Raw genomic sequence first — 19,731 nt, 5'->3', positions numbered from 1 at the left:
AATCCATGTCGATCACTCCCGATACCCCAGACTGGTCAGCCAGGGGCGGGTTCAAACATGGGTCAATTCTCAATGGAAATTTATGCCCCTACCGGGTCAATTCTCAGCGGAAATCTACATTGTGATAGTATAAAGCGGTCGCCCCGGTGCTGAAGACACCTGGAGCCGCCGAGATACCGCTTTCGTAATAATTGGCGAAGATATTGCCGCTCACACCCGAATTGCGATTGATCGGGGCACTCACATAGGCCTGAGCGTAATAGCTGTCGTCGGTTACGCCGTCGATGCTGAAGCCGGTGCCGCTAGGCGCGTAAAAGCGCCGCTGGGCATAACCTGCGCCAACCCCGAAGCTGAGCGGTCCACGCTTGGCCGCAATGACTGCATCGACACCGCGCGCCCGATAGGCCGCAGTCGAGATCGACTGGAACACGCCATTCAGGCATCCGCCCGCCGCGGCGCTGCTCGTGCCAAAGGTGCAGCCGCTGAATTGCTGCGCAAAGGCGTCGCGTTGATCGATGAAGCTGGTCGGCAAGTTGGAGATTCCCTCGCGCAATTGCCGTCCGAACGTGTCCACGCTGTCGTACACGCCGATCTGGATGCCGATCGCCTGCGAAGCGGCATAGCTGAACGAGCCGGTATAGGTCATCCCGCCATAGCGCCGTCCGGCCCGCGCCTGCAGCGTGGTGCGCGGACTTGGCCGCCAGATGACGCCGGCATCATAGATCAGCCCGTCGGTCTGATAGGCAATGCGCGCTGGCGATGCGGGGTCGGTCTGGAAGCGGCCACGGCTGTCGGTCACCGGCACCCCATTTGCGTCCCTCAAGGCATCCTTCTGGCTGACCGTGATCTTTTCGTATCCGGCACCGCCCGTCACTGCGAGCGTCGGCAGAACCGGCAAGACGAGATCACCCCGCACCACCTTGCTTTCGTATTTCTGGTCGAGCTGCCCGGCCGTATCGCGCTCGTAGCCCGCTGAAACGTTGACGCCGACCGGCAGCACCGCCCCTGCCTTGACCCCGGCGCTCGCGTTGAAGACGTGGCTCTGCGAGGTATCGAATACGTCGAGCTTCGGGCTGCCGGGGGCAACGCCGGTCGTCCCCGGTGCTTCGGCCTTGGTGAAACCGAAACGATAGCTCGCCGCCACCCCGACCGGGCCGACATGGCTGGCGACCGTCGGGCCGACATAGGCCGAATAGACCTGGCTGATATTGTCGACATTCCCGGCCAGATTGCCGGGAGCCGCGCCGCGAATGTCGGAGCGGACTCGTGTGGCGATCGCGCCCCCTTCCAGCGTCACCCCCGGAGCGACGCGCACGCTCGCCCGCGCCAGCCCGCTATGCACATCGTCGTCGCCAACCTTCTTGCTGTAAGAGAAACGACGCTCGTACCGATAGCTCACCTGGAGCTGGGTGCGCTTGGTCTGCACCGAAGCGTCGACCCCTGCGGCGACCGTCGAATAGGTCAGCACATCGTCATTCTTGAGGTCGGCGGTGACGACTTGCCCGATTTCGATATAGGGTGTGATCGAGCTTTTGCGCTCGTCAGCGTGCGCGGGCGCGGTCGCCAGTGCGGCGATTGCCGCCAGGCCGAGCGCGGGCGACAAAGATGAGATCGGGCGCGTCATATGGCGTCCTCCTGTTGGCCATATCCATAATAGTCGCCAAAGCGGCGTCCGCCGGGCACCAGCGACACGGCGTTGAGCACGAGCTGGATATGCTCGCATGAATCGAGCAGCGTGATGGCTTCGCGCAGATCGCTCTCGCCGGTGCGGTCGGCGCGGACGACGAGCATGATCTGCCCGACCTGAGCCGCCAGCACGCTGGCCGGCGACGCGGCGAGAACCGGGGGCGAATCGAAGATCAGGATGCGCTTGGGATCGGCAGTGAGCAGTCGCGTGATGAGTTCACCCGTCCGCGCGCTGGCGACGAGTTCGGTATCGGCAGGCGTGCGCGTACCACAGGGCAGCAAGCTCAGATGGGCGATGTCCGTCCGAACGACACAGGCTTCGACATCGATGCTCGGATCGGCAAGCGCATCCAGCAAACCCGCCTGCTCGCCGAGGCCGAATTGCGCCATCACGTCGGGCTTGGCGAAGTCCGCGTCGATCAGCAGCACTTCAAGATCGCGCTCCGCCGCCAGCGAAAGCGCGAGATTGACCGCGCAATAGGTTTTGCCGTCATTCGGCCTGGCCGAACTGACCAGCATCAGGCGCGAAAGCTCGGCATCGCTTTTGCCCACGGTTCGCGCGGTCGCCAGCAATTGCCGCTTCACCAGGCGAAACTCCTCCGCCAGAGCACCGATTGCCGCCCCAGGCACGAGCAAGCCGCGTTCCGCCAGCAGAGCACGGTCGATCGCGGCAACGCCAGCAAGGCGACGCGGTGCAGCGACCGCTTGCATCGGCTTTGGTTGCACAGGAGGCAGATCGGAGGGCGGCTCCGCAGCAACGATGGGTGCCGATGGAGGATCGATCCCGCGCAAGGGATAGGGCGCGCGTGCGTCCGTTCCGAAATCATAGGTCGCAGCGGCCCGCTCCAACAGCGACGGGCGAGTCTTGCGGGGGGTGAGGTCGCTCATGCGGCTAACCCGCGCTGAAGCATTTCCACGCCCAGCAGCGCGATATAGGCCACGCCAAGCCCGCCAACACCGCCCCCATAATATAGCAGCATCCGGCGACGAGCGGCGGTCTGTGTGGCGGTGACCATTTCGCCGATCGAGCCGAGCACCGGCATTCCGGTTGCTTTTTCGAGCCGCGCGGCAGTGGCAAAGGTGGCCTTCAATTGCGCCAGCACGAACGCCACAGCGACGCCGCCACCGAGCGCGACGATCAACACGCCGGTCAGCAACAAGGGGCGGTTCGGCGCAGTCGGCACACGCGGTGCCGTTGGCGGATCGATGACGCTGAACTTGATCGAATCGGTCTGGCTTTGCGCTTGCCCGCGCAGCTTGATCGCTTCGCGATCGGCCAGCAACTTGGCGTAGCCGTCCTTCAGAACCTGATAATCGTTGTCGATCTTGGATTGCTGCGCGGCCACGCCGGGGTCGGCCGCAAGCTTCGCGGTGATCGCATCCAGATCCCCCTGAAGCTGCGCCTTGCGCGCGAGCAGGGCCGCCACCTGCGCCTGCTTGTCCGCCTGGATCGAGCGCAAAGAAAGATAGGCGGGGTTGGTAGCGGAAGCAGCACCGGCCGCGACCGGTTCGCCGCGCGCGGCCGCCTGGGCTGCGGCCAATTGGTTACGCAACGCGATCACGTCGGGGTGATTCTCGGTATAGCCCCGCGCGCGCGCATCCGCGAGTTGGCCCTGGATCGCATTGAGGCGGGCCCGCGCCGGGCCCACGCCCGCCGCGCTTGCGGCACCCGCGACGCTGGCGGGAACACCCGCCATCTGGCCGTTCACCGCCGCCAGACTCGATTGCGCAGCGGCGAGATCGCTCTCGACTTGCGCCATCGCTGTCCGCGCGGCCCCCATACGGTCGGTGAGCGACCCGCTACCCGGCAAGCTGCCGAGATAGTGATTTTGAAAATCGGCGCGCTTCGCGTCGGCATCGGCGAGCTGCTTCTGGCGCTGCTCGAGCTGCGCATCGAGAAATTTCAGGCTCGTACTCGTCTCATCGCGATCGCCCGACAGGTTCTGCTCGACAAACAGGTCGATCAGCTTCTGCACGACTTGCCGGGTAACCTTGGGGCTGGCCCCGGTCGCCACGATCTCGAACAGATTGTCCTGCTGTGCGGTGATCTTGATCGCCTTGGACAGGCCCGCAACCCGGTCGGCCACGTCGCGATCGGTCTTCACTGTGTTCGCCAGATCGGTGCCGCGCACGACCTTCTCCAGACTGACTGCGCTGGTCAGCGTCTGGCGGATCGTGTCCATGTCCTTCTGCTGGTCGGCAGGGGTAATGCCGACGGCATTGGGCAGGATCGTGTTCATCTGCACCGACACTCGCGCCCGAGATTCGTAGCTGTTCGGGATTTGCGCCACCACCGCCCAACCCAGCACGGCAATGCCCCACGCGACCGCCAGTGCGATCCAGCGGCGCATCCAGATCGCGTGAAGCGCGACCCGCAGTTCATCGAGCAAGCCGTTCATCCGTCCGCGCTCAGAACATGCTCTGCGGGATGATGATCACATCCCCCGGCTCGAGCCGGACATTGGCGCGACTGTCGCCATCCTTGAGCAAGCTCGACAGCTTGATGTTATATTCGACCTGCTTGCCCGTTTCGCGATTGTAGCGGACCAGCTTCGCGCGGTTACCCGCCGCATATTCGCTGAGACCGCCGACCGAGATCATCGCGTCGAGCAGCGTCATGTTGGCGCGGTACGGGATCGAGGCGGGCTTCGCGGTCGCGCCGACGATCCGCACTTGCTGGCTGAACGTACCCGAGAAATTCTCGACGATGACCGAGACGATCGGATCCTTGATATATTCGCCCAGCGCAATCTTCATATCGTCGGCGAGCATCCGCGGCGTCTTGCCGACCGCCGGCATGTCGCTGATCAGGGGCGTAGTGATCCGGCCATCGGGCCGCACCTGGACCTTTGCCGACAGTTCGGGGTTGCGCCATACGAAGATGCTGAGCTGGTCGAGGGGGCCGATGACATATTCTTCCCCCGGCTGCTCCTGCGTGGCGACGAACGACGCCTGGGGCAGTTCGGGACGCCCCCCGCTGGCACACGAGCCGAGCGTCAACGCAGCAACGCCGACACCGAGCAAACCTCGAAAAGACCTGTAAAACCGCGCCATGCAAACCTCCCGCCGCGAGGTGCTGCCGATAACGTCACGTCTGACGTCGCGGTGGCAGGTTCACGGCTATCGTGCCGCTATGAGACGAAAGAGGTGAAAATTGCGTTAGGAATGCTCGCTTTGGCCCACCAGCAGCTCGTGCGGCGGGGTGTGCCCAAGAAACGCAAACGGGCTGGCCGACAGTCCATAAGCGCCCGCCATGAACACTGCGACCAGATCGCCGACGTCGGCGACCGGCAGCGTGACGCGGTCCGCCAACCGGTCAAGCGGGGTGCATAGCGGGCCGACGACACTGACGGTTTCGGTCGGCGCATTTGGCGCGGCGGTGGCGATGGTGACGGGATAATTGCGCTTTACCACCGTCCCGAGATTGCCGGATGCCGCCAATTGATGGTTCATGCCGCCATCCGTGACGAGGAAGGTCTCGCCTCGGCTCTCCTTACGGTCGACAACGCGTGTCAGATACACGCCCGCTTCGCCAACCAGCCAGCGGCCCAGTTCGATCGCAAAACGGGTGTCTTTCAGGCCTGGCGCACGGTTTTCCAGCCCCTCGGCAAGGGCGTTTCCGATGATCCCAACCTCCAGCGGCACTTCGCCCGGGAAATAGGGAATGCCAAAGCCGCCGCCGAGATTGACCAGCGGTGGCATCACGCCCACCGCGTCGGCCAGTCTACCCGCCAGCGCCAGCGTTTCGGCCTGCGTTTCGATGATCGCCTGCGGATCGAGCGCCTGCGATCCGGCGAAGATGTGGAAACCCCGCCAGTCCGCCCCGGCATCGATCACGTGCCTAGCCACGGCGGCGGCGCGGTCGGCGTCGATACCGAAAGGCGAGGCGCGCCCGCCCATCCGCATTCCCGACCCCCGCAATTCGAGCTCCGGGTTCACCCGGATCGCGAGTCGCGGCGTAAGCCCGTGCCGTTCGCCAATCGCCAGCGCGCGCGCCGCTTCGCCCGCAGATTCGAGATTGATCGTCACGCCGGAGCGGATCGCGAATACCAGTTCGTCATCACGCTTGCCCGGTCCTGCGAAGCTGATGCGTGCGCCCGGCTTCACCGGCAGCGCCAGCGCCAACTCCCCTCCCGAGGCGACATCGAGGCCATCGACCAACGGTGCCATCGCGGCAAGCAGCGGGGCGAAGGGATTGGCCTTGATCGCATAATGCAGGTCGACCGAGGAAAAGGCCGCGCGAAACCACGCAATGCGGTCCCGCACCACCGCCATGTCGTACACGAACAGCGGCGTGTCTCCGGCGACAGCAACCCAATGCGCCGCATCCCGTCCGCCAATCTGCAGCGGATTGACCTGGAAATCCCGCGGAATCGTGCCCATCGGCTTCATGACGTCATCTCCGCTTTCAGCGCCGCGCGGTCGAGTTTGCCATTCGCATTGCGTGGCAGCTCGGCGCGCCATTCATAGCGTGTCGGCTGCTGGAAACTCGGCAAATCGCGCCGCAGCCGCGCGCGCAGGGCGGCCTCGTGCGTGCCGTCTCCACGCGCGACTACGACGATCGCCTGCCCAAGCCGTGCATCCGGCACGCCCAGCGCCACCGCCTCCGCCGTTTCGCCGCCCGCCACCACCGCTTCCTCGATTTCGGTCGGGCTGATGCGGTTGCCCGCGCTTTTGATCATCTCGTCCTCGCGTCCGACGAAGCGAAGCAGGCCGTCTTCATCGCGCACCACCGTATCGCCCGACCAGACCGCCAGCCCGCCCGATTGCGCCCATGCGGGTGCGGGACGGAAGCGCTCGGCGGTCCGCTGGGCATCGTGCCAATACCCTTGCGCGACGAGTGGCCCGGCATGGACGAGCTCGCCCGGCTCCCCCCCCGCCGCCGGGCTGCCATCAGGCCGCACGACCATGATCTCGGCAAAAGGGATCGCCCGCCCGATCGAATCGGGATGCGCGTCCACCAATTCGGGCGATAAATAGGTGGAGCGAAACGCCTCGGTCAGCCCGTACATTGGATACAGGTCCGCCTGCGGAAAGCGCGCGCGCAACCCGTGGACGAGCGGAGCGGTCAACGCGCCGCCAGAATTCGTCAAACGTTTCAAATGATTTGCCGTGCTTTGTGGCCACTCAATCTCCAGCAATTGCACCCACAAAGGCGGAACCCCTGCCAGTGTCGTGGGTGCAAAGCGATCGACTGCCTTCACGACGTCTTTGGCGACCAGATAGTCGAGCGGCACGTAGCTCGCACCCGCCGCCCAGGTCGAAAAGAGCTGGTTCTGTCCATAATCGAAACTGAGCGGCAGCACGCCGAGCACGCGGTCGGCAGGGGCCAGCTTCAGATACTGCGCGACGCTGATCGCGCCCAACCACAGATTGGCGTGGCTAAGCATCACGCCCTTCGGCCGCCCGGTCGATCCCGAGGTATAAAGGATCGCCGCCAGTGTGTCCGGATCGCCGTTGCTGGCCGATAGTACCGCATCGAGACTTACATTTTCTTCGAGAATAACCTCGCAATTCTCTGAAATATCATCCTGTTCCAGTGTCGCGCTCCGCCCGATCTGGGTCACCAGCGCGACCGCGCCGCTATCCGCCAGAATATGCGCGACCTGCGCGCGCTTGAGCATCGGGTTGATCGGCACATGCACCAGCCCCGCGCGCGGGGCCGCCATCGGCAGCACGCAGGCAAACCGCGTCTTGGGCAACCAGCTCGCCACGCGCGCTCCCGGCGCATATCCCTGACCCGCCAGCCACGCCGCGACTTGACCGACAAGCCGCTCCAGCCCGGCGAAATCCAGAGTTCCCTGTCGGTCGACAAGCGCTGGGTCGCCCGCGCTGCCCCGCAACGGCAACGTATCGATTGGATATGGGAAGGGGTCGAGCGCGATCATGCCCCTTGATAGCCGCCACCGCCGGGCTGTGAAGAGGCTGGCGGCGGGGCACACTTGGCATCTTGCCCCCCAGTCACTATCGCAACGCACCATAACCCACAAATTGGGGCGCGCAGTGATTTCTGAAGACTATGATCGTATCGACGCCACGCTCCGCGCAACCTTGCGCGACGTGCTGGGCCTGAGCGAGGCTCGCACGGCAACGCTGAACGCCGACACGCCCCTGTTCGGCGCAATGCCCGAGCTGGATTCGATGGCGGTCGCCGGGCTGTTGACCGAAATCGAGGAGCGGCTCGGGATCCTGATCGAGGATGACGAAGTCGATGGCGAAATGCTGGAGAGTTTCGGCGCACTGGTCCGGTTCGTCGCCGCCAAGATCCGGCGATAGCCAGCCGATGAGCGCCGCTTGATCGATTCGTATCAGGCAAGCGGCGGCCGCGAGGCCATGCTGCGCTTCGGGCCTGACAACGGGCCAATCGTCGCGATTGCCTTGCCGCTGTTCGAGGAAGCCAATCGGCTGCGCGCCTTTGCGGTCGCTATCTGCCGCGCATTGGCGGCGCGCGGGTTGGCGGCGATGCTCCCCGATCTTCCCGGCCAGGGGGAGAGCCTGCTGCCGCTGGAACGCTGCAGCATTCTCGACATTGCCGACGGATTCGATTGCGCGATCAAAGACGCGTGGAATGCCGATCGTCGATGTTATGGCGTGGCACTGCGCAGTGGTGCGCTGCTCGACAAGCTGGCCTTGCTCGACGGACGCTGGCATTTCGCGCCGCAGAACGGCCCCAGCCTGATGCGCGACCTGAAGCGGATCAAGCAGGCGTCGCAGCCGCATATCAAGCTGGCGGAGACGGACTGGTATTTCGACCCGAAAGCACCCGACGACCAGCCGGCCCCTCCGGTCGAAATCGCCGGCAACCTGATCTCCACCGCACTGCTGACCGACCTTTCGCGCTCTACTCCGTGGACATCCGAAGACGGCGGCATAGTACGCACTGTCCGGCTCGACACCGATCCTGCGGCTGCCGACCGCCATGTTCCCGGCACACCGCTGTGGCGACGCGCGGAGCCAGGTAACGATTTGCCCCTCGCCCAGTTGCTTGCCGACGACATCGCCGACTGGATCGCCGCATGCGAACGGTAACGGCCTTCGCATGCGCGGGCGAAACGCTGGTTGGCACGCTCGACACCGCGACGGGCGAGACCGGGCTGCTCATTGTATCGGGTGGCAATGAAATCCGCATCGGCGCGCATCGTGGCATGGCGTTGCTCGCGCAGCGACTCGCCGCGCGCGGGGTGCCGGTGTTCCGCTTCGACCGGCGCGGCATTGGCGACTCGACCGGCGACAATAACGGATTCCGCACCTCGGGCCTCGACATCGCCAGCGCCGCCACCGCCTTCCGCGCGGCAACCGGAGTCGAACGGTTGGTGGCCTTCGGCAATTGCGATGCGGCCACCGCGCTCGCGCTATTCGGGGCGTCAGCGGGGATCGATGCGCTGATCCTCGCCAATCCGTGGCTGATCGAACAGAACGACGCCCTTCCTCCTGCCGCGGCGATCCGCGCTCACTATGCGACCAAGCTCAAAAATCCGCGGGAGTGGGTCCGACTGGCTCGCGGAGGCGTAAATCTTCGATACTTATTCAATGGCTTGAGGAAAATTGCTCGCAATCAAACCAAGGTTGCCAACCCACTCGCAATGGAGCTGTTCGGCGCGCTTGCCGCATGGCGTGGTTGCACCACGATCCTCCTCGCGCGCCACGACAACACCGCGCTTGCCTTTGCCGAAGCCGCCCGCGCCAGCAAACTGCCGCTGTCGATCCACGTCTGTGAGACCGCCAGCCACAGCTTCGCCCACCCCCACGACGCGGAGTGGCTGGAGCAGCAGATCGTCGCGGCGCTGTCCCGCCCGGCCAAAACGGCCTGAGCGGAGAGCCTTACTCCGCCGCCTCTGCCACCATTTCGAACTCGGCCTCGGCAAGGAAGCGCTCGGCGTCCAGCGCCGCCATGCAGCCCGTGCCAGCCGCCGTGACCGCCTGCCGGTACACTTTGTCCATAACGTCGCCGCAGGCGAACACGCCGGGCACGCTGGTGCGCGTCGAGCCCGTCTCGACCCAGATGTAATGATCGGCATCCAGCTTCAAATGCCCGCGGAACAATTCGGTCGCCGGATGATGGCCGATCGCGACGAACCCGCCCTCGGTCTCCAGACGCGACCGCTCGCCCGTCACGGTGTCGATCAGTTCCAGCGCGACGAGCCCGGCAGTGCCGCCACCGTCGACGAATTCGGCGACTTCCTTGTTCCACAGGACCGTGATGCCCTTGTGCGCGAACAGCCGCTCCTGAAGAATCTTCTCGGCGCGGAATGAATCGCGACGATGGATTAGCGTCACGTCGGGCGAATGGTTGGTGAGGTACAGCGCTTCCTCGACCGCAGTGTTTCCACCGCCGATCACCGCAACCTTCTTGCCGCGATAGAAGAAGCCGTCGCACGTCGCGCACGCGCTGACGCCCTTGCCTTTCAGCGCGTCTTCGCTGTCCAGCCCAAGCCACTTGGCCTGTGCGCCCGTCGCGATAATGAGCACATCGCCTTCGTAAATGTCACCGCTATCGCCGATCAGGCGGAACGGACGCTGGCTGAAATCGACCTCCACCACGGTGTCGTACATCAGGGTCGTGCCGACATGCTCGGCCTGCTTCTGCATCTGCTCCATCAGCCAGGGCCCCTGGATGACGTCGGCGAAGCCGGGGTAATTTTCCACATCAGTGGTGGTCATCAACTGGCCGCCGGGCTGTATGCCCTGCACGAGAATCGGCTTCATGCCGGCCCGCGCGCCATAAATGGCAGCGGAAAGGCCGGCCGGGCCGGAGCCCAGAATCAACATGCGCGTCTTGTGGGTGGTCATGGTCGCTTTCGTCCTGTCGGCCCGCCGCCTCTAGGGCAGCGACGGGCCGACTGGCAACATGGTGGATCGATAACGGTGCGCAAGAGGCCCGTCACCGCCAACATCAGGCAGCGTAGCGATACATCGCGCAGACCTTGTTGCCTGCGGGATCCCGCAGATATGCGAGATAGAGCTTCATCCCACCGTTTTCGCGGATACCCGGATCGTCCTCGATCGGCGTACCACCGGCGGCGACGCCCGCCGCATGCCACGCGTCGGCCTGCTCCGGCGAGGATGCCGCGAACCCGATCGTGCCGCCATTGGCGTGGCATGCAGGTTCGCCGTTGATCGGCTTGGTGACCAGCAAAATCCCGCCATTGTGCATATAGAAAATACGACCGTGATTGTCGGAACCCGCCCGCGCACCCAGTGCGCCGAGCGTGGCATCGTAGAATTTACGCGATGCCTCGAGATCATTCGATCCGATCATGATGTGGCTAAACATAGCTGCTCCCTTTCCCAGGCTGCGCCGCGCTTGATCGGCGGCGTCACGGCTGCAGCTAGCGCATTCGTTCCGGTTGGGAAATCATCGATCGAGGCGGAATAGGTCGCGAGTGGTAGCGAAGGAGGGACTTGAACCCCCGACCCCAGGATTATGATTCCCGTGCTCTAACCAACTGAGCTACTTCGCCATGCGCAGGCGCTAATCACTCGCGAGGCGCGGGCTATAGGAATGCGCGGCGAAGCGGTCAAGCGAACATATGGCGCGACAGCATTTCCCACGGGCCACCACGATACCACCATGCCGCCAACCCCGCGATTCGAACGGGCCGCGGACGGAAATCGCGCGACAATTCGGCCTGCAAGGCCTTGGCGACGGGCGGGTCGACCTTGTTCTGCACGGTCACATGCGGACGCCACGGCGCGCGGTCCTGCGGCGTCAGCACCGGAGCAAAGGCATCGGCCAGGCGATCGCGGATATCCTCCAGCGACGGACAGTCGATTCGGAAGGCCACCCCACCGCCGAGCGACATCACGCCGGCGATTCGCGCATCCGGGGCCGCCACCTGCCGCGTTTCTCCTGCCAAACGCTGCTTCAGCTCGCGCTCTAGGCTTGGCGCAAGATGATGGAACATCGTCAGATGCGCCGACAGCTGATTGCGTTCGGGCGGAAAATGGCGCGTCCGCAAATCGTCGAACCACGCCGCATCGCTGCGCCCGAACAGCGCGGTGACGATAATGGGCGCGACCTGGCTCAAATCTCGAGCTGGCTGCCCAGCTCGACTACGCGATTGGTCGGCAAGCGGAAGAACTCCATCGCGCTCTCGGCATTGCGGAGCATCCATGCGAACAGCTTTTCACGCCAGATCATCATCCCCGGATGCGACGACGGCAACAGGCTCTGCCGCGCCAGGAAGAAGCTGGTGTCGATCATCCGGAAATCAGCGCCGCAACGATGCACATTGGCAAGCGCCAGCGGCACGTCGGGCTCATCGATAAAACCATAGCGCAGGATCATGCGATGAAAGCCCGCGCCCAGATCCTCCAGCGAGCAGCGCTCGCCCTCGGCGATATAGGGCACGTCCGCGATCTTGACGGTGAGCAGGATGATCCGCTCGTGCAGCACCTTGTTGTGTTTGAGGTTGTGCAGCAACGCGTGCGGCACGCCCTCGGGCGAGGCGGTCATAAACACCGCCGTGCCCGGCACGCGCGTGGCCGAGGTGGCGGCGGACTGGATGAAAATCTTGATCGGCATTGCCGATTCGCGCATCCGGTCGATCATCAATTGCCGCCCCTTCGACCAGGTCGTCAGGATGGTGAAAATGATGAAGCCGACCAGCAGCGGGAACCAGCCGCCCGACGGCACCTTGGTCAGGTTGGCGGTAAAATAGGCACCGTCGACGATGAAGAACAGCGAAAGCAGTGGAACCGAATAATAAACCGGCCAATTCCACAGGCGGAACAGCACCACCGTCAGTAGGCAGGTGTCGATCAACATCGCGCCCGTAACCGCGATGCCATAAGCCGAGGTGAGGTTGGACGAGGTGCGGAAGAAAATGACGAGCAGCAGGACCATCACGCCCAGCAGCCAGTTGACCAGCGGAATGTAGATCTGCCCCGCGGTCGCGGCGCTGGTATGCTCGATCCGCAAGCGCGGCACAAAGCCGAGCTGGATTGCTTGCTGCGTCACCGAAAACGCGCCCGAAATCACCGCTTGCGACGCAATCACCGCCGCCGCCGTCGCCAGCGCCACCAGCGGCAGCCGCAAATGCTCGGACGCGAGCAGATAGAACGGACTTTCCAACGCCGCCGTCCCCATGCGCGACAGCAACGCACCCTGGCCCATATAATTCAACATCAGCGCCGGCAGCACGACAAACAGCCACGACACCCGGATCGGGTTGCGGCCGAAATGCCCCATATCGGCGTAGAGCGCTTCCGCGCCCGTCACCGCCAGCACCACCGAGCCCAGCGCCAAAAAGGCGCGCGCCGGATCGAGCGCGAAGAATTCCAGCGCGTAATGCGGCGAGAACGCCCACAGGATTTGCGGGGTATGCGCGATGCTGATGAGACCAAGCGTCGCGATCACCGCGAAATATAGCAGCATGATGGGCCCGAAAAACAGCCCAACGCGCGCGGTTCCGCTGCGCTGGATCGAGAACAGACCGATGATGATCGCCATTGCCAGCGGCAGCACCAACTTGCCGAGCCCAGGCGACGCGATCGCGACGCCCTCGATCGCCGACAACACCGACACGGCCGGGGTAATCATCGAATCGCCGTAGAACAGCGCCGTGGCGAACACACCAAGCAGCACGATCCCGCGCGACCAGCGCTTGTTCTTGGTGCGGCCGTTGACCAGCGCCAGCAGGGCCAGGCTGCCGCCCTCCCCTTTATTGTCGGCACGCATGATGACGGTGACATATTTGAAGGTCACCACGATCATCATCGACCAGAAGATCAGGCTGACCACCCCCATGATGTGGACAGTATCGAGCGCGAGCTTGTGATGGCCGGAAAACGTCTCGCGGAAGGCGTAGATCGGGCTGGTGCCGATATCGCCGAACACGATGCCGATCGCACCAAGCGCAAGCTTGGCGACGCCGTCTCTGCCGTGTGGGTGAAGCCCGACGTCAACCGAGTCGGGTGCAGCAGGCAAATTGCCCGCGCTGGCCTGATCAGTGCTCACGCGAAGGCTGTTCTTGCCCGGATGTCATATCGAGAAATCATGGATGACGGCACTTGTTCAAACGCCCCAATGGTGCGGCGCAATAGCACGCGTCCCCGCCCCCCGCAACGGCACGCGCCACGGCCAAACGTACATCATTCCTCGCTCGCCAATGTACGAATGGTGAACTGTGTCACCAGCCGATGCACGCCGGGCAGGGTCGAGAGCACTTCGCGGTGGATTCGCTCGTAGCTGTCGTCTTCACGCACCAGCACCTTGAGCAAATAGTCCGATTCGCCGCTCATCAGATGGGCTTCGCCGACTTGGGTGGTCTGCGCGAGCGCCTGTTCGAACGCCAGCATCGTCGCCTGCCGCTGATCGGTGAGCGTAACCGACACAAACACCGTCGAGGGGTTGCCCCGCGCCGCGCGCGACAGCCGCGCGCGATAGCCAAGAATCATCCCGTGCTGCTCCAGCGCCTTCACCCGGCGGTGCGCGGCGGATGGCGACAGGCCGACTCTTGCGCCTAGCTCCTCACTGGTGAGGCCCGATTCCAGGCCGAGCTGCGCGACGATGTTGCGGTCAATACTGTCCATATGGGATCATATTGTGTACAAATGCGCTGCTTCGCAACAGCATTGCATTTCCGCAGCCGAACGCGCGATCTTTGCAAGCACATTACGCCACGCCTCCTGTACACTGCCCCCAACAAGGAGAAGATAGATGCGGATCGGCGTACCCAAGGAAATCAAGAATCATGAGTATCGTGTCGGCCTGACCCCACCATCGGTGGCCGAGCTTGTTGCCGCGGGCCACAGCGTAGCGGTGCAGACCGGCGCGGGCCTCGGCATCGATTTCAGCGATGCCGACTATGTCGCGGCGGGCGCGACGATCCTGCCCGACGCCGCCAGCGTTTTCGCGCAGTCGGACATGATCGTGAAGGTCAAGGAACCGCAGCCGAGCGAAATCGCGTTGCTGGAGCCGCGCCATTTGCTGTTCACCTACCTCCATCTCGCCGCCGACAAGCCGCAGGCCGAAGGGCTGATGCGCTCGGGTGCGACCTGCATCGCCTATGAGACGGTCACCGCCAACGATCGGTCGCTCCCGCTGCTCAAGCCGATGTCCGAAGTGGCCGGGCGCATGGCGGTGCAAGTCGGCGCGCATTATCTCGAAAAGGAACAAGGCGGTCGCGGCATCCTGCTCGGCGGCGTGCCGGGTGTGGCCCCGGCCAAGGTAGCGATTCTCGGCGGCGGTGTGTCGGGCGTCAACGCCGCGCAAATGGCGGTCGGCATGCGCGCCGACGTCACCATCTACGACATATCGAACGCACGCTTGGCCGAGCTCGATATGTTCTTCGGCAGCCAGATCAAGACCGCTTACGCCAGCAAGGCGGCGATCGCGGCAGCGGTGAAGAACGCACATCTGGTGATCGGCGCGGTGCTGGTGCCCGGGGCTGCAGCGCCCAAGCTGGTGACGCGCGACATGGTCAAGACGATGAAGCGCGGCGCGGTGATGGTCGACATCGCGATCGACCAGGGCGGTTGCTTCGAAACCAGCCATGCCACCACGCATGAAAACCCGGTGTTCGAAGTCGACGGCGTCATCCATTATTGCGTCGCCAACATGCCGGGCGCGGTCGCACGCACCTCGGCCTTCGCGCTCAACAATGCCACGCTGCCGTTCGTGCTGAAGCTCGCCGCGCACGGAGCGGAAGCGGCGATGGCGGCCGACCCGCACCTCGCCAATGGTCTGAACGTGTCCGGCGGCAAAATCCGCCATCAGGCGGTCGCCGAAGCGCTCGCCTTGCCGTTCGAAGCCTGGACACACTGAGACCGCTCGCGGCGGCCGGGCAAAGCTGGTATCGCGCTTTGGTGCGTATCCTTTTCCTTGCCGCCGCGCTGATCCTGTCACCGATCGAGGCCCGCGCGCAAGCCGTTCCCCCCGCCCCCGGTCCTGCCGATCGGGCCGTGCAGCCCGTCGCGGTGCCGACTGTCGCGGCCCCGCCAGCACCGCTCGCCGTCACGGCGCGGCTCGAGACCGAGGCGGAGGCGATGGCCGAGGATGCTGCCGAATATGCGCGGCAGTTCGGCGTATCCCAACCCGAAGCGATCGCACGTCTCACCGCGCAAAATGCAAGCATCCCCGTAACCGACGCGATCGCCGAGCACTATCGCGACCGATTGGCCGGCATCGCGATCGAACACCGCCCGGCGTATCGCATCCTGGTCTCGCTGACCGGCGCGACACCGGTTCCCGCGCAGAGCATCATTGCGGGCGGCATCACGCTGCCGATCGTCTTTCGCACCGGCGCACGCGTCACCCGCGAGCAGGTCATCTGGGCGATGACCAACCATCAAGCGGCGTTGCGCGCCGCGCTGCGGACGCCGCCGGGCATGGGACTCGATCCGCGCACGGGCGAACTCGCGATCCTGATCGGCAGCGCCGACGCACCTGCAGGCACCGCCGCGCTCAAGACCCGACTGGAAGCGATTGCGGGGGTGCCGGTTCAGGTCCGCGTGCTCAACCATGTCGATGTCAATCTCGCGCCCGAAGGCGGCTCGCGAGTCGAGGGCGTCAGCCCGGCCGATGGGCGGCGGTATCTCTGTACGACGGGTTTCACGGTTACCGACGGCATCCGCTACGGTGTCACCACCGCCGCGCACTGCGTCGACGACCTGGTCTATCGCGATCCGCAGGCGGGTTCGACACCGCTGCCCTTTGTCGGCCAATGGGGCTGGGGCTATCGCGACGTGCAGATCAATGCCGCCGACGCGCCGCTACCCCCGACCTTCTATGCCGATACGGCGCGCACCCGTCTTCGCCCTGTTACCGGCGAGCGCGGGCGCGCCAGCACGCGCGCGGGCGATTTCGTCTGCCACCGCGGGGAACGCACGGGCTATAGCTGCGCGTTGGTGCAACTGACCGACTTCGCCCCGGCGGGGGATCTGTGCGGCGGGGCGTGCCTTCCGACCTGGGTCACCGTCGCCGGCCCGACCTGCAAGGGCGGCGATAGCGGATCGCCCGTATTCAGCGGCACCACCGCGCTCGGCGTGCTGAAGGGCGCGAGCTATCGCGGCGACGGCTCTTGCGTCTTCTATTTCTATATGTCGGTCGACTATCTACCGCCGGGCTGGCAATTGCTGAAGGTGCCACCCCTGATCCAACCGCTACCGGCTCCCGACGGCCCCGTCAGCAGCCCCGCTGGCACAATACCTGGCGGCTACGACCCGGCGGGCGAGCGATAACGCCGATTCACGAACCGGCGGGGCGGCCCCCATCGTCACCAGATGGTCTGCGGTGCGGGACCGGCCCAATCCAGACCGAACTGAAACGCTACCCCCTCGAACACAAATCCCGGGACCGCGATCTTGCACCACAGCGCGAAATCATAGCCATCGCGACCGCCGCCGAGGTACATGGTGATCTCGACCTGCTGATCGAGAGGGTCGCAGGTCACGATATCGAGCGGCAGAAAATAGCTGTTCCCATGGAACATATCGATCGGCAGGCGACGAGGCGCGACCAGTATGGTCGAGAAGCGGCCATATTCGTCATAGATTAGATCGAAAACAAACTGATAACTGTCGCTTGCGCGCCACAGCAGGCTCTGCCGCATGCCTTGAACATCGGTCGCTGGCGGAAGCGGCTGCGGATCGAAAATAACGATCTCGCCCGGCCCCTGCGGATAGAGACGATCGACCGCTATCGTCTCCGCCGACAGCGCCAGAACATCGTCGGAGACCCCGACACGTACGCATGGCGCGATCGGATCCGGGGTGCCCACCTGCCGCAATACCGTGTCTTGCCCTGCCCCGTCGACATTGAACACGAATCCGCCCGGGACCGCGACAATCCCATCCGGCGAAACCCTCGACCCCGCCGAAGGATGCAACTGAATCTGAACCTGCGGCTCCCCCGGCAATTGCGGCGCACGAACCACCAGGCCACGCGACGCGTCCTGACAGACGTCCGCCGCCCAAGTCAGCCCCCGCATTGTGAAAATTCCGGCTCCGTCATAAACAGAGAGCTGCTGCTCTCGCGGCCCTTTCGGCAGTCCTTTGGTCGCCTCCCCGCCTGCATGGTGATCGCCCACGTCCGCTTCCGTGCGGCGGATCAGCGGTTTTGCCAGGATACGAGCGCCAGCCGGCCCGGCACCGGCACCGCCCCCTTCCTGGATCAAGGCGAAATTATAGAATGCACCTGGCGCGCCGTTGACCGTTGGCGCGGAGGTGCCGACGATCGTGCCGAAGCTGAAAATCCAGTCGGACCACTCACCGCCCGCGGCTATCGCTTGCAACCGCGCGATCGTGCGCTGGACATCGTCCGTTCGATAGGCCTGCCGCGGGCTGTAGAAGAAACATTCAGGTGCCATGAAGACTTTGAGCACCGGTCCCGCGCACGTCGAGGACGTCGCAGCCAGCGCCTCACGCGCGGTTTCCATAGCACGCGCCATCAACGCGCATCGCGCCTCAACATCGAGAGAAGTGCCATCCAAGGCTATATTCTGAAAATCGTCCTCGCCGGGATCGGATCGAACCGTATTCGTAACGTACGACACAAATTGAATATCACTATAATGCATTTGAAATACCCAAAATCACATCATTAAATCTACCAACGTACTTCGACGTATATTGTCATATGGATTGGAACCGCGGATTTTTGGCAGAAGACACTGTTTTGGCGTCTCCGCGACGTGAGTCTGCGAATGCCGGTCGACCTTCCCCCGGATACCGCCGGTGACGCGTACCCTGCTCATTCAGCGCAGCACTTGGGCAGGCGACCATGCCGCCGTCAAAATGGAACAGGTGTTCGTGCCCTGGCTGCCGATAATGGATGTCGGCAAAAATCGTGAGACACGGCGTCCCCTCGATCAAAACGTCCCCCATTTGCCGCAGCGTGCCGTGAACATGGTAGCCCGATGAGAAGTCGACGGCGAACCAGCTTGGCCGATCTTCGTAAATCGCGACCTCGTGGCGCTCGTCGAGCGACGAGGCACATCGCACAATCGCGACAGCGGGCGGATCGAGATCCCCCGCGCGCCACGCACGGTCGAAAATGATTTCGAATACGAGGCGACCGTCGTTGGCGGTCCAGAAGCGGGTCATGTTGCGAAGCAACGACAATCCCTTTCCGCCCGAGGATCCTGCATCGCCACTTAAGCCATGACGACGTTTTGCAGGGAAAAGCGAAACGGGGTGGAAGTGGCATCGCCGCCGCCGCCGCTCATCACAATGTCCGCGCTGGCCAAGCCGAGCAAGGACAGTTCAGTTTTAACGGTGGAAAGCACTTGCGGATCGATCGCTTGCCCTTCCGAAACCGCCGACGCCGTACCCACCCACAGCGACGGCTTGAGCTGGAAGACCGCCATCTGCTGCGGCTGAACGCCTGCCTTGATGGCGAGCAGTCGGCCATCGCGTAAGACATTGGCGGTAATACGGGCATACGGTAACGCGTTGCGAACATGAACTTCGCCAGGTGCGGCTTCCGCAGCCCCGAGCGCAACCGCACAGTCGGAGCTATTGTGGCCGACCACAAAATATTGCGCGTCCCAGCCCGACACCGGACCGGCCGGCACCCCGGCTTCATCGGTTGCGACGACTTCTATGGCAGGGGGGAAAATAAAACGATGTGTTCGGCCCGGCGCACAGTCCGCAATCACCTTCCAGGCGATCGGCGCGTCGTCCGCCATGCTCGCAAGGTTCTTCTGGAAGAGAACAACGGCGGACTTGTTCGCATCGTTGGAGTTATTGACGAAATTCAGCTCTATCGCCACCGCGCTTCCCCAAATCGCCACTCGACCGCCGAGCGCCCGCAGCCTTCACGCTGCGGAACCGCGAAGAACGCGACCCGTCGACCAGTAACAGAGGCATCGGGCGAATTATCCATGTCGGAACCCCTTCCCTCGTCCGGACAATCAGCCGTTCGAAGAATACGCGATCGAGCAGGACGATCTCGAAATCCTGCGCCTCGATCAGCGCCAGTCCAATTTCTCCGCTCTCCGCACCGGTCATCGTCGCACCAGCGACATCGAGCATGTCCTTCACGACGCGCCGATTCATCGGGTCATCTTCGATGAACAGAATGTTCACCGGGAGCACTCCACT

The 19,731-nt window shown here is 64.0% G+C and carries 20 protein-coding genes and 1 tRNA gene; 5 read left to right on the top strand and 16 right to left on the bottom strand.

Features of this window, described 5'->3' with window-relative positions; translation table 11 throughout:
* Positions 1-103: 103 nt before the first annotated feature.
* The 6 genes from ACP7BL_RS15180 to ACP7BL_RS15155 form a co-directional block, all read right to left on the bottom strand.
* On the bottom strand, positions 104-1,624 hold the full coding sequence (locus ACP7BL_RS15180) for a hypothetical protein (protein WP_426258738.1): 1,521 nt from the start codon (positions 1,622-1,624) through the stop codon (positions 104-106).
* Positions 1,621-2,574 (bottom strand): AAA family ATPase, encoded by a 954-nt coding sequence (locus ACP7BL_RS15175; RefSeq protein ID WP_426258737.1) that lies wholly within the window; start codon positions 2,572-2,574, stop codon positions 1,621-1,623. The genes ACP7BL_RS15180 and ACP7BL_RS15175 overlap by 4 nt, the downstream gene beginning before the upstream one ends.
* Positions 2,571-4,085: an XrtA system polysaccharide chain length determinant gene (locus ACP7BL_RS15170; protein ID WP_426258736.1), complete on the bottom strand. Its 1,515-nt coding sequence runs from the start codon at positions 4,083-4,085 to the stop codon at positions 2,571-2,573. The genes ACP7BL_RS15175 and ACP7BL_RS15170 overlap by 4 nt, the downstream gene beginning before the upstream one ends.
* A gap of 10 nt (positions 4,086-4,095) precedes the next feature.
* Positions 4,096-4,740, bottom strand: coding sequence for an XrtA/PEP-CTERM system exopolysaccharide export protein (locus ACP7BL_RS15165; protein ID WP_126846222.1), 645 nt, complete (start codon positions 4,738-4,740; stop codon positions 4,096-4,098).
* Between the two features lie 105 nt (positions 4,741-4,845).
* The gene (locus tag ACP7BL_RS15160) at positions 4,846-6,078 is read right to left on the bottom strand and encodes a pyridoxal-dependent decarboxylase, exosortase A system-associated (protein WP_426258735.1); all 1,233 of its coding nucleotides are present in this window, start codon (positions 6,076-6,078) and stop codon (positions 4,846-4,848) included.
* The gene (locus ACP7BL_RS15155; RefSeq protein WP_426258734.1) at positions 6,075-7,574 is read right to left on the bottom strand and encodes an acyl-CoA ligase (AMP-forming), exosortase A system-associated; all 1,500 of its coding nucleotides are present in this window, start codon (positions 7,572-7,574) and stop codon (positions 6,075-6,077) included. Before ACP7BL_RS15155 ends, ACP7BL_RS15160 begins: the two co-directional genes overlap by 4 nt.
* A gap of 115 nt (positions 7,575-7,689) precedes the next feature.
* Here ACP7BL_RS15155 and ACP7BL_RS15150 point away from each other — a divergent pair, with 115 nt between their 5' ends.
* Genes ACP7BL_RS15150 through ACP7BL_RS15140 form a run of 3 tightly spaced genes read left to right on the top strand, consistent with a single transcriptional unit; the run spans position 7,690 to position 9,497 of the window.
* On the top strand, positions 7,690-7,962 hold the full coding sequence (locus tag ACP7BL_RS15150; protein WP_033962926.1) for an acyl carrier protein: 273 nt from the start codon (positions 7,690-7,692) through the stop codon (positions 7,960-7,962).
* Between the two features lie 57 nt (positions 7,963-8,019).
* Positions 8,020-8,715: a hypothetical protein gene (locus ACP7BL_RS15145; RefSeq protein ID WP_171010449.1), complete on the top strand. Its 696-nt coding sequence runs from the start codon at positions 8,020-8,022 to the stop codon at positions 8,713-8,715.
* Entirely contained in the window at positions 8,703-9,497 is a 795-nt protein-coding gene (locus ACP7BL_RS15140) for a hydrolase 1, exosortase A system-associated (protein ID WP_033962929.1), read from the top strand. Before ACP7BL_RS15145 ends, ACP7BL_RS15140 begins: the two co-directional genes overlap by 13 nt.
* Before the next feature lie 10 nt (positions 9,498-9,507).
* Here ACP7BL_RS15140 and trxB read toward each other — a convergent pair whose 3' ends face one another.
* The 6 genes from trxB to ACP7BL_RS15110 all read right to left on the bottom strand — a co-directional run bounded on the left by trxB (position 9,508) and on the right by ACP7BL_RS15110 (position 14,220).
* On the bottom strand, positions 9,508-10,476 hold the full coding sequence (gene trxB / locus ACP7BL_RS15135; RefSeq protein WP_426258733.1) for a thioredoxin-disulfide reductase: 969 nt from the start codon (positions 10,474-10,476) through the stop codon (positions 9,508-9,510).
* Between the two features lie 103 nt (positions 10,477-10,579).
* Positions 10,580-10,960: a VOC family protein gene (locus ACP7BL_RS15130; protein ID WP_126846214.1), complete on the bottom strand. Its 381-nt coding sequence runs from the start codon at positions 10,958-10,960 to the stop codon at positions 10,580-10,582.
* Between the two features lie 110 nt (positions 10,961-11,070).
* Positions 11,071-11,147 (bottom strand) — tRNA-Met (locus ACP7BL_RS15125).
* A gap of 57 nt (positions 11,148-11,204) precedes the next feature.
* Positions 11,205-11,714 carry a 2'-5' RNA ligase family protein gene (locus ACP7BL_RS15120; RefSeq protein ID WP_033962932.1) on the bottom strand — a complete coding sequence of 170 codons (510 nt, stop codon included), beginning with the start codon at positions 11,712-11,714 and terminating at the stop codon, positions 11,205-11,207.
* A complete protein-coding gene (locus ACP7BL_RS15115; RefSeq protein WP_033962934.1) occupies positions 11,711-13,645 on the bottom strand; it encodes a potassium transporter Kup in 1,935 nt (644 codons plus the stop codon). Before ACP7BL_RS15115 ends, ACP7BL_RS15120 begins: the two co-directional genes overlap by 4 nt.
* 134 nt (positions 13,646-13,779) lie before the next feature.
* Positions 13,780-14,220, bottom strand: a complete 441-nt coding sequence (locus ACP7BL_RS15110; protein WP_033962939.1) for an Lrp/AsnC family transcriptional regulator — start codon at positions 14,218-14,220, stop codon at positions 13,780-13,782.
* A gap of 127 nt (positions 14,221-14,347) precedes the next feature.
* On the opposite strand from ACP7BL_RS15110, the gene ald reads away from it, so the two are divergent.
* Positions 14,348-15,454 carry an alanine dehydrogenase gene (ald, locus tag ACP7BL_RS15105; RefSeq protein ID WP_033962942.1) on the top strand — a complete coding sequence of 369 codons (1,107 nt, stop codon included), beginning with the start codon at positions 14,348-14,350 and terminating at the stop codon, positions 15,452-15,454.
* A gap of 41 nt (positions 15,455-15,495) precedes the next feature.
* Complete coding sequence (locus ACP7BL_RS15100) at positions 15,496-16,869, top strand: S1 family peptidase (protein WP_426258732.1); 1,374 nt, start codon at positions 15,496-15,498, stop codon at positions 16,867-16,869.
* Positions 16,870-16,904: 35 nt separating this feature from the next.
* Here ACP7BL_RS15100 and ACP7BL_RS15095 read toward each other — a convergent pair whose 3' ends face one another.
* The 4 genes from ACP7BL_RS15095 to ACP7BL_RS15080 are packed head-to-tail and all read right to left on the bottom strand — an operon-like array spanning position 16,905 to position 19,716.
* On the bottom strand, positions 16,905-18,206 hold the full coding sequence (locus tag ACP7BL_RS15095) for a hypothetical protein (protein WP_426258731.1): 1,302 nt from the start codon (positions 18,204-18,206) through the stop codon (positions 16,905-16,907).
* Between the two features lie 55 nt (positions 18,207-18,261).
* A complete protein-coding gene (locus ACP7BL_RS15090; protein ID WP_126846210.1) occupies positions 18,262-18,744 on the bottom strand; it encodes a hypothetical protein in 483 nt (160 codons plus the stop codon).
* Positions 18,745-18,782: 38 nt separating this feature from the next.
* Complete coding sequence (locus tag ACP7BL_RS15085) at positions 18,783-19,400, bottom strand: hypothetical protein (RefSeq protein WP_426258730.1); 618 nt, start codon at positions 19,398-19,400, stop codon at positions 18,783-18,785.
* Complete coding sequence (locus tag ACP7BL_RS15080) at positions 19,372-19,716, bottom strand: response regulator (protein ID WP_426258729.1); 345 nt, start codon at positions 19,714-19,716, stop codon at positions 19,372-19,374. Before ACP7BL_RS15080 ends, ACP7BL_RS15085 begins: the two co-directional genes overlap by 29 nt.
* Positions 19,717-19,731 lie beyond the last annotated feature (15 nt).

The sequence above is a fragment of the Sphingomonas sp. DC1600-2 genome (assembly GCF_049897605.1).
Taxonomy (GTDB): domain Bacteria; phylum Pseudomonadota; class Alphaproteobacteria; order Sphingomonadales; family Sphingomonadaceae; genus Sphingomonas.
This window is presented reverse-complemented; position numbering and strand designations above follow the sequence as displayed.

Coding starts and splice junctions, on each gene's coding strand:
- ACP7BL_RS15110 (WP_033962939.1), bottom strand. CDS start 14,220: ATGGACAGTATTGACCGCAACATCGTCGCGCAGCTCGGCCTGGAATCG.
- ACP7BL_RS15145 (WP_171010449.1), top strand. CDS start 8,020: ATGCTGCGCTTCGGGCCTGACAACGGGCCAATCGTCGCGATTGCCTTG.
- ACP7BL_RS15095 (WP_426258731.1), bottom strand. CDS start 18,206: ATGCATTATAGTGATATTCAATTTGTGTCGTACGTTACGAATACGGTT.
- ACP7BL_RS15140 (WP_033962929.1), top strand. CDS start 8,703: ATGCGAACGGTAACGGCCTTCGCATGCGCGGGCGAAACGCTGGTTGGC.
- ACP7BL_RS15165 (WP_126846222.1), bottom strand. CDS start 4,740: ATGGCGCGGTTTTACAGGTCTTTTCGAGGTTTGCTCGGTGTCGGCGTT.
- ACP7BL_RS15175 (WP_426258737.1), bottom strand. CDS start 2,574: ATGAGCGACCTCACCCCCCGCAAGACTCGCCCGTCGCTGTTGGAGCGG.
- ACP7BL_RS15160 (WP_426258735.1), bottom strand. CDS start 6,078: ATGAAGCCGATGGGCACGATTCCGCGGGATTTCCAGGTCAATCCGCTG.
- ald (WP_033962942.1), top strand. CDS start 14,348: ATGCGGATCGGCGTACCCAAGGAAATCAAGAATCATGAGTATCGTGTC.
- ACP7BL_RS15180 (WP_426258738.1), bottom strand. CDS start 1,624: ATGACGCGCCCGATCTCATCTTTGTCGCCCGCGCTCGGCCTGGCGGCA.
- trxB (WP_426258733.1), bottom strand. CDS start 10,476: ATGACCACCCACAAGACGCGCATGTTGATTCTGGGCTCCGGCCCGGCC.
- ACP7BL_RS15170 (WP_426258736.1), bottom strand. CDS start 4,085: ATGAACGGCTTGCTCGATGAACTGCGGGTCGCGCTTCACGCGATCTGG.
- ACP7BL_RS15130 (WP_126846214.1), bottom strand. CDS start 10,960: ATGTTTAGCCACATCATGATCGGATCGAATGATCTCGAGGCATCGCGT.
- ACP7BL_RS15155 (WP_426258734.1), bottom strand. CDS start 7,574: ATGATCGCGCTCGACCCCTTCCCATATCCAATCGATACGTTGCCGTTG.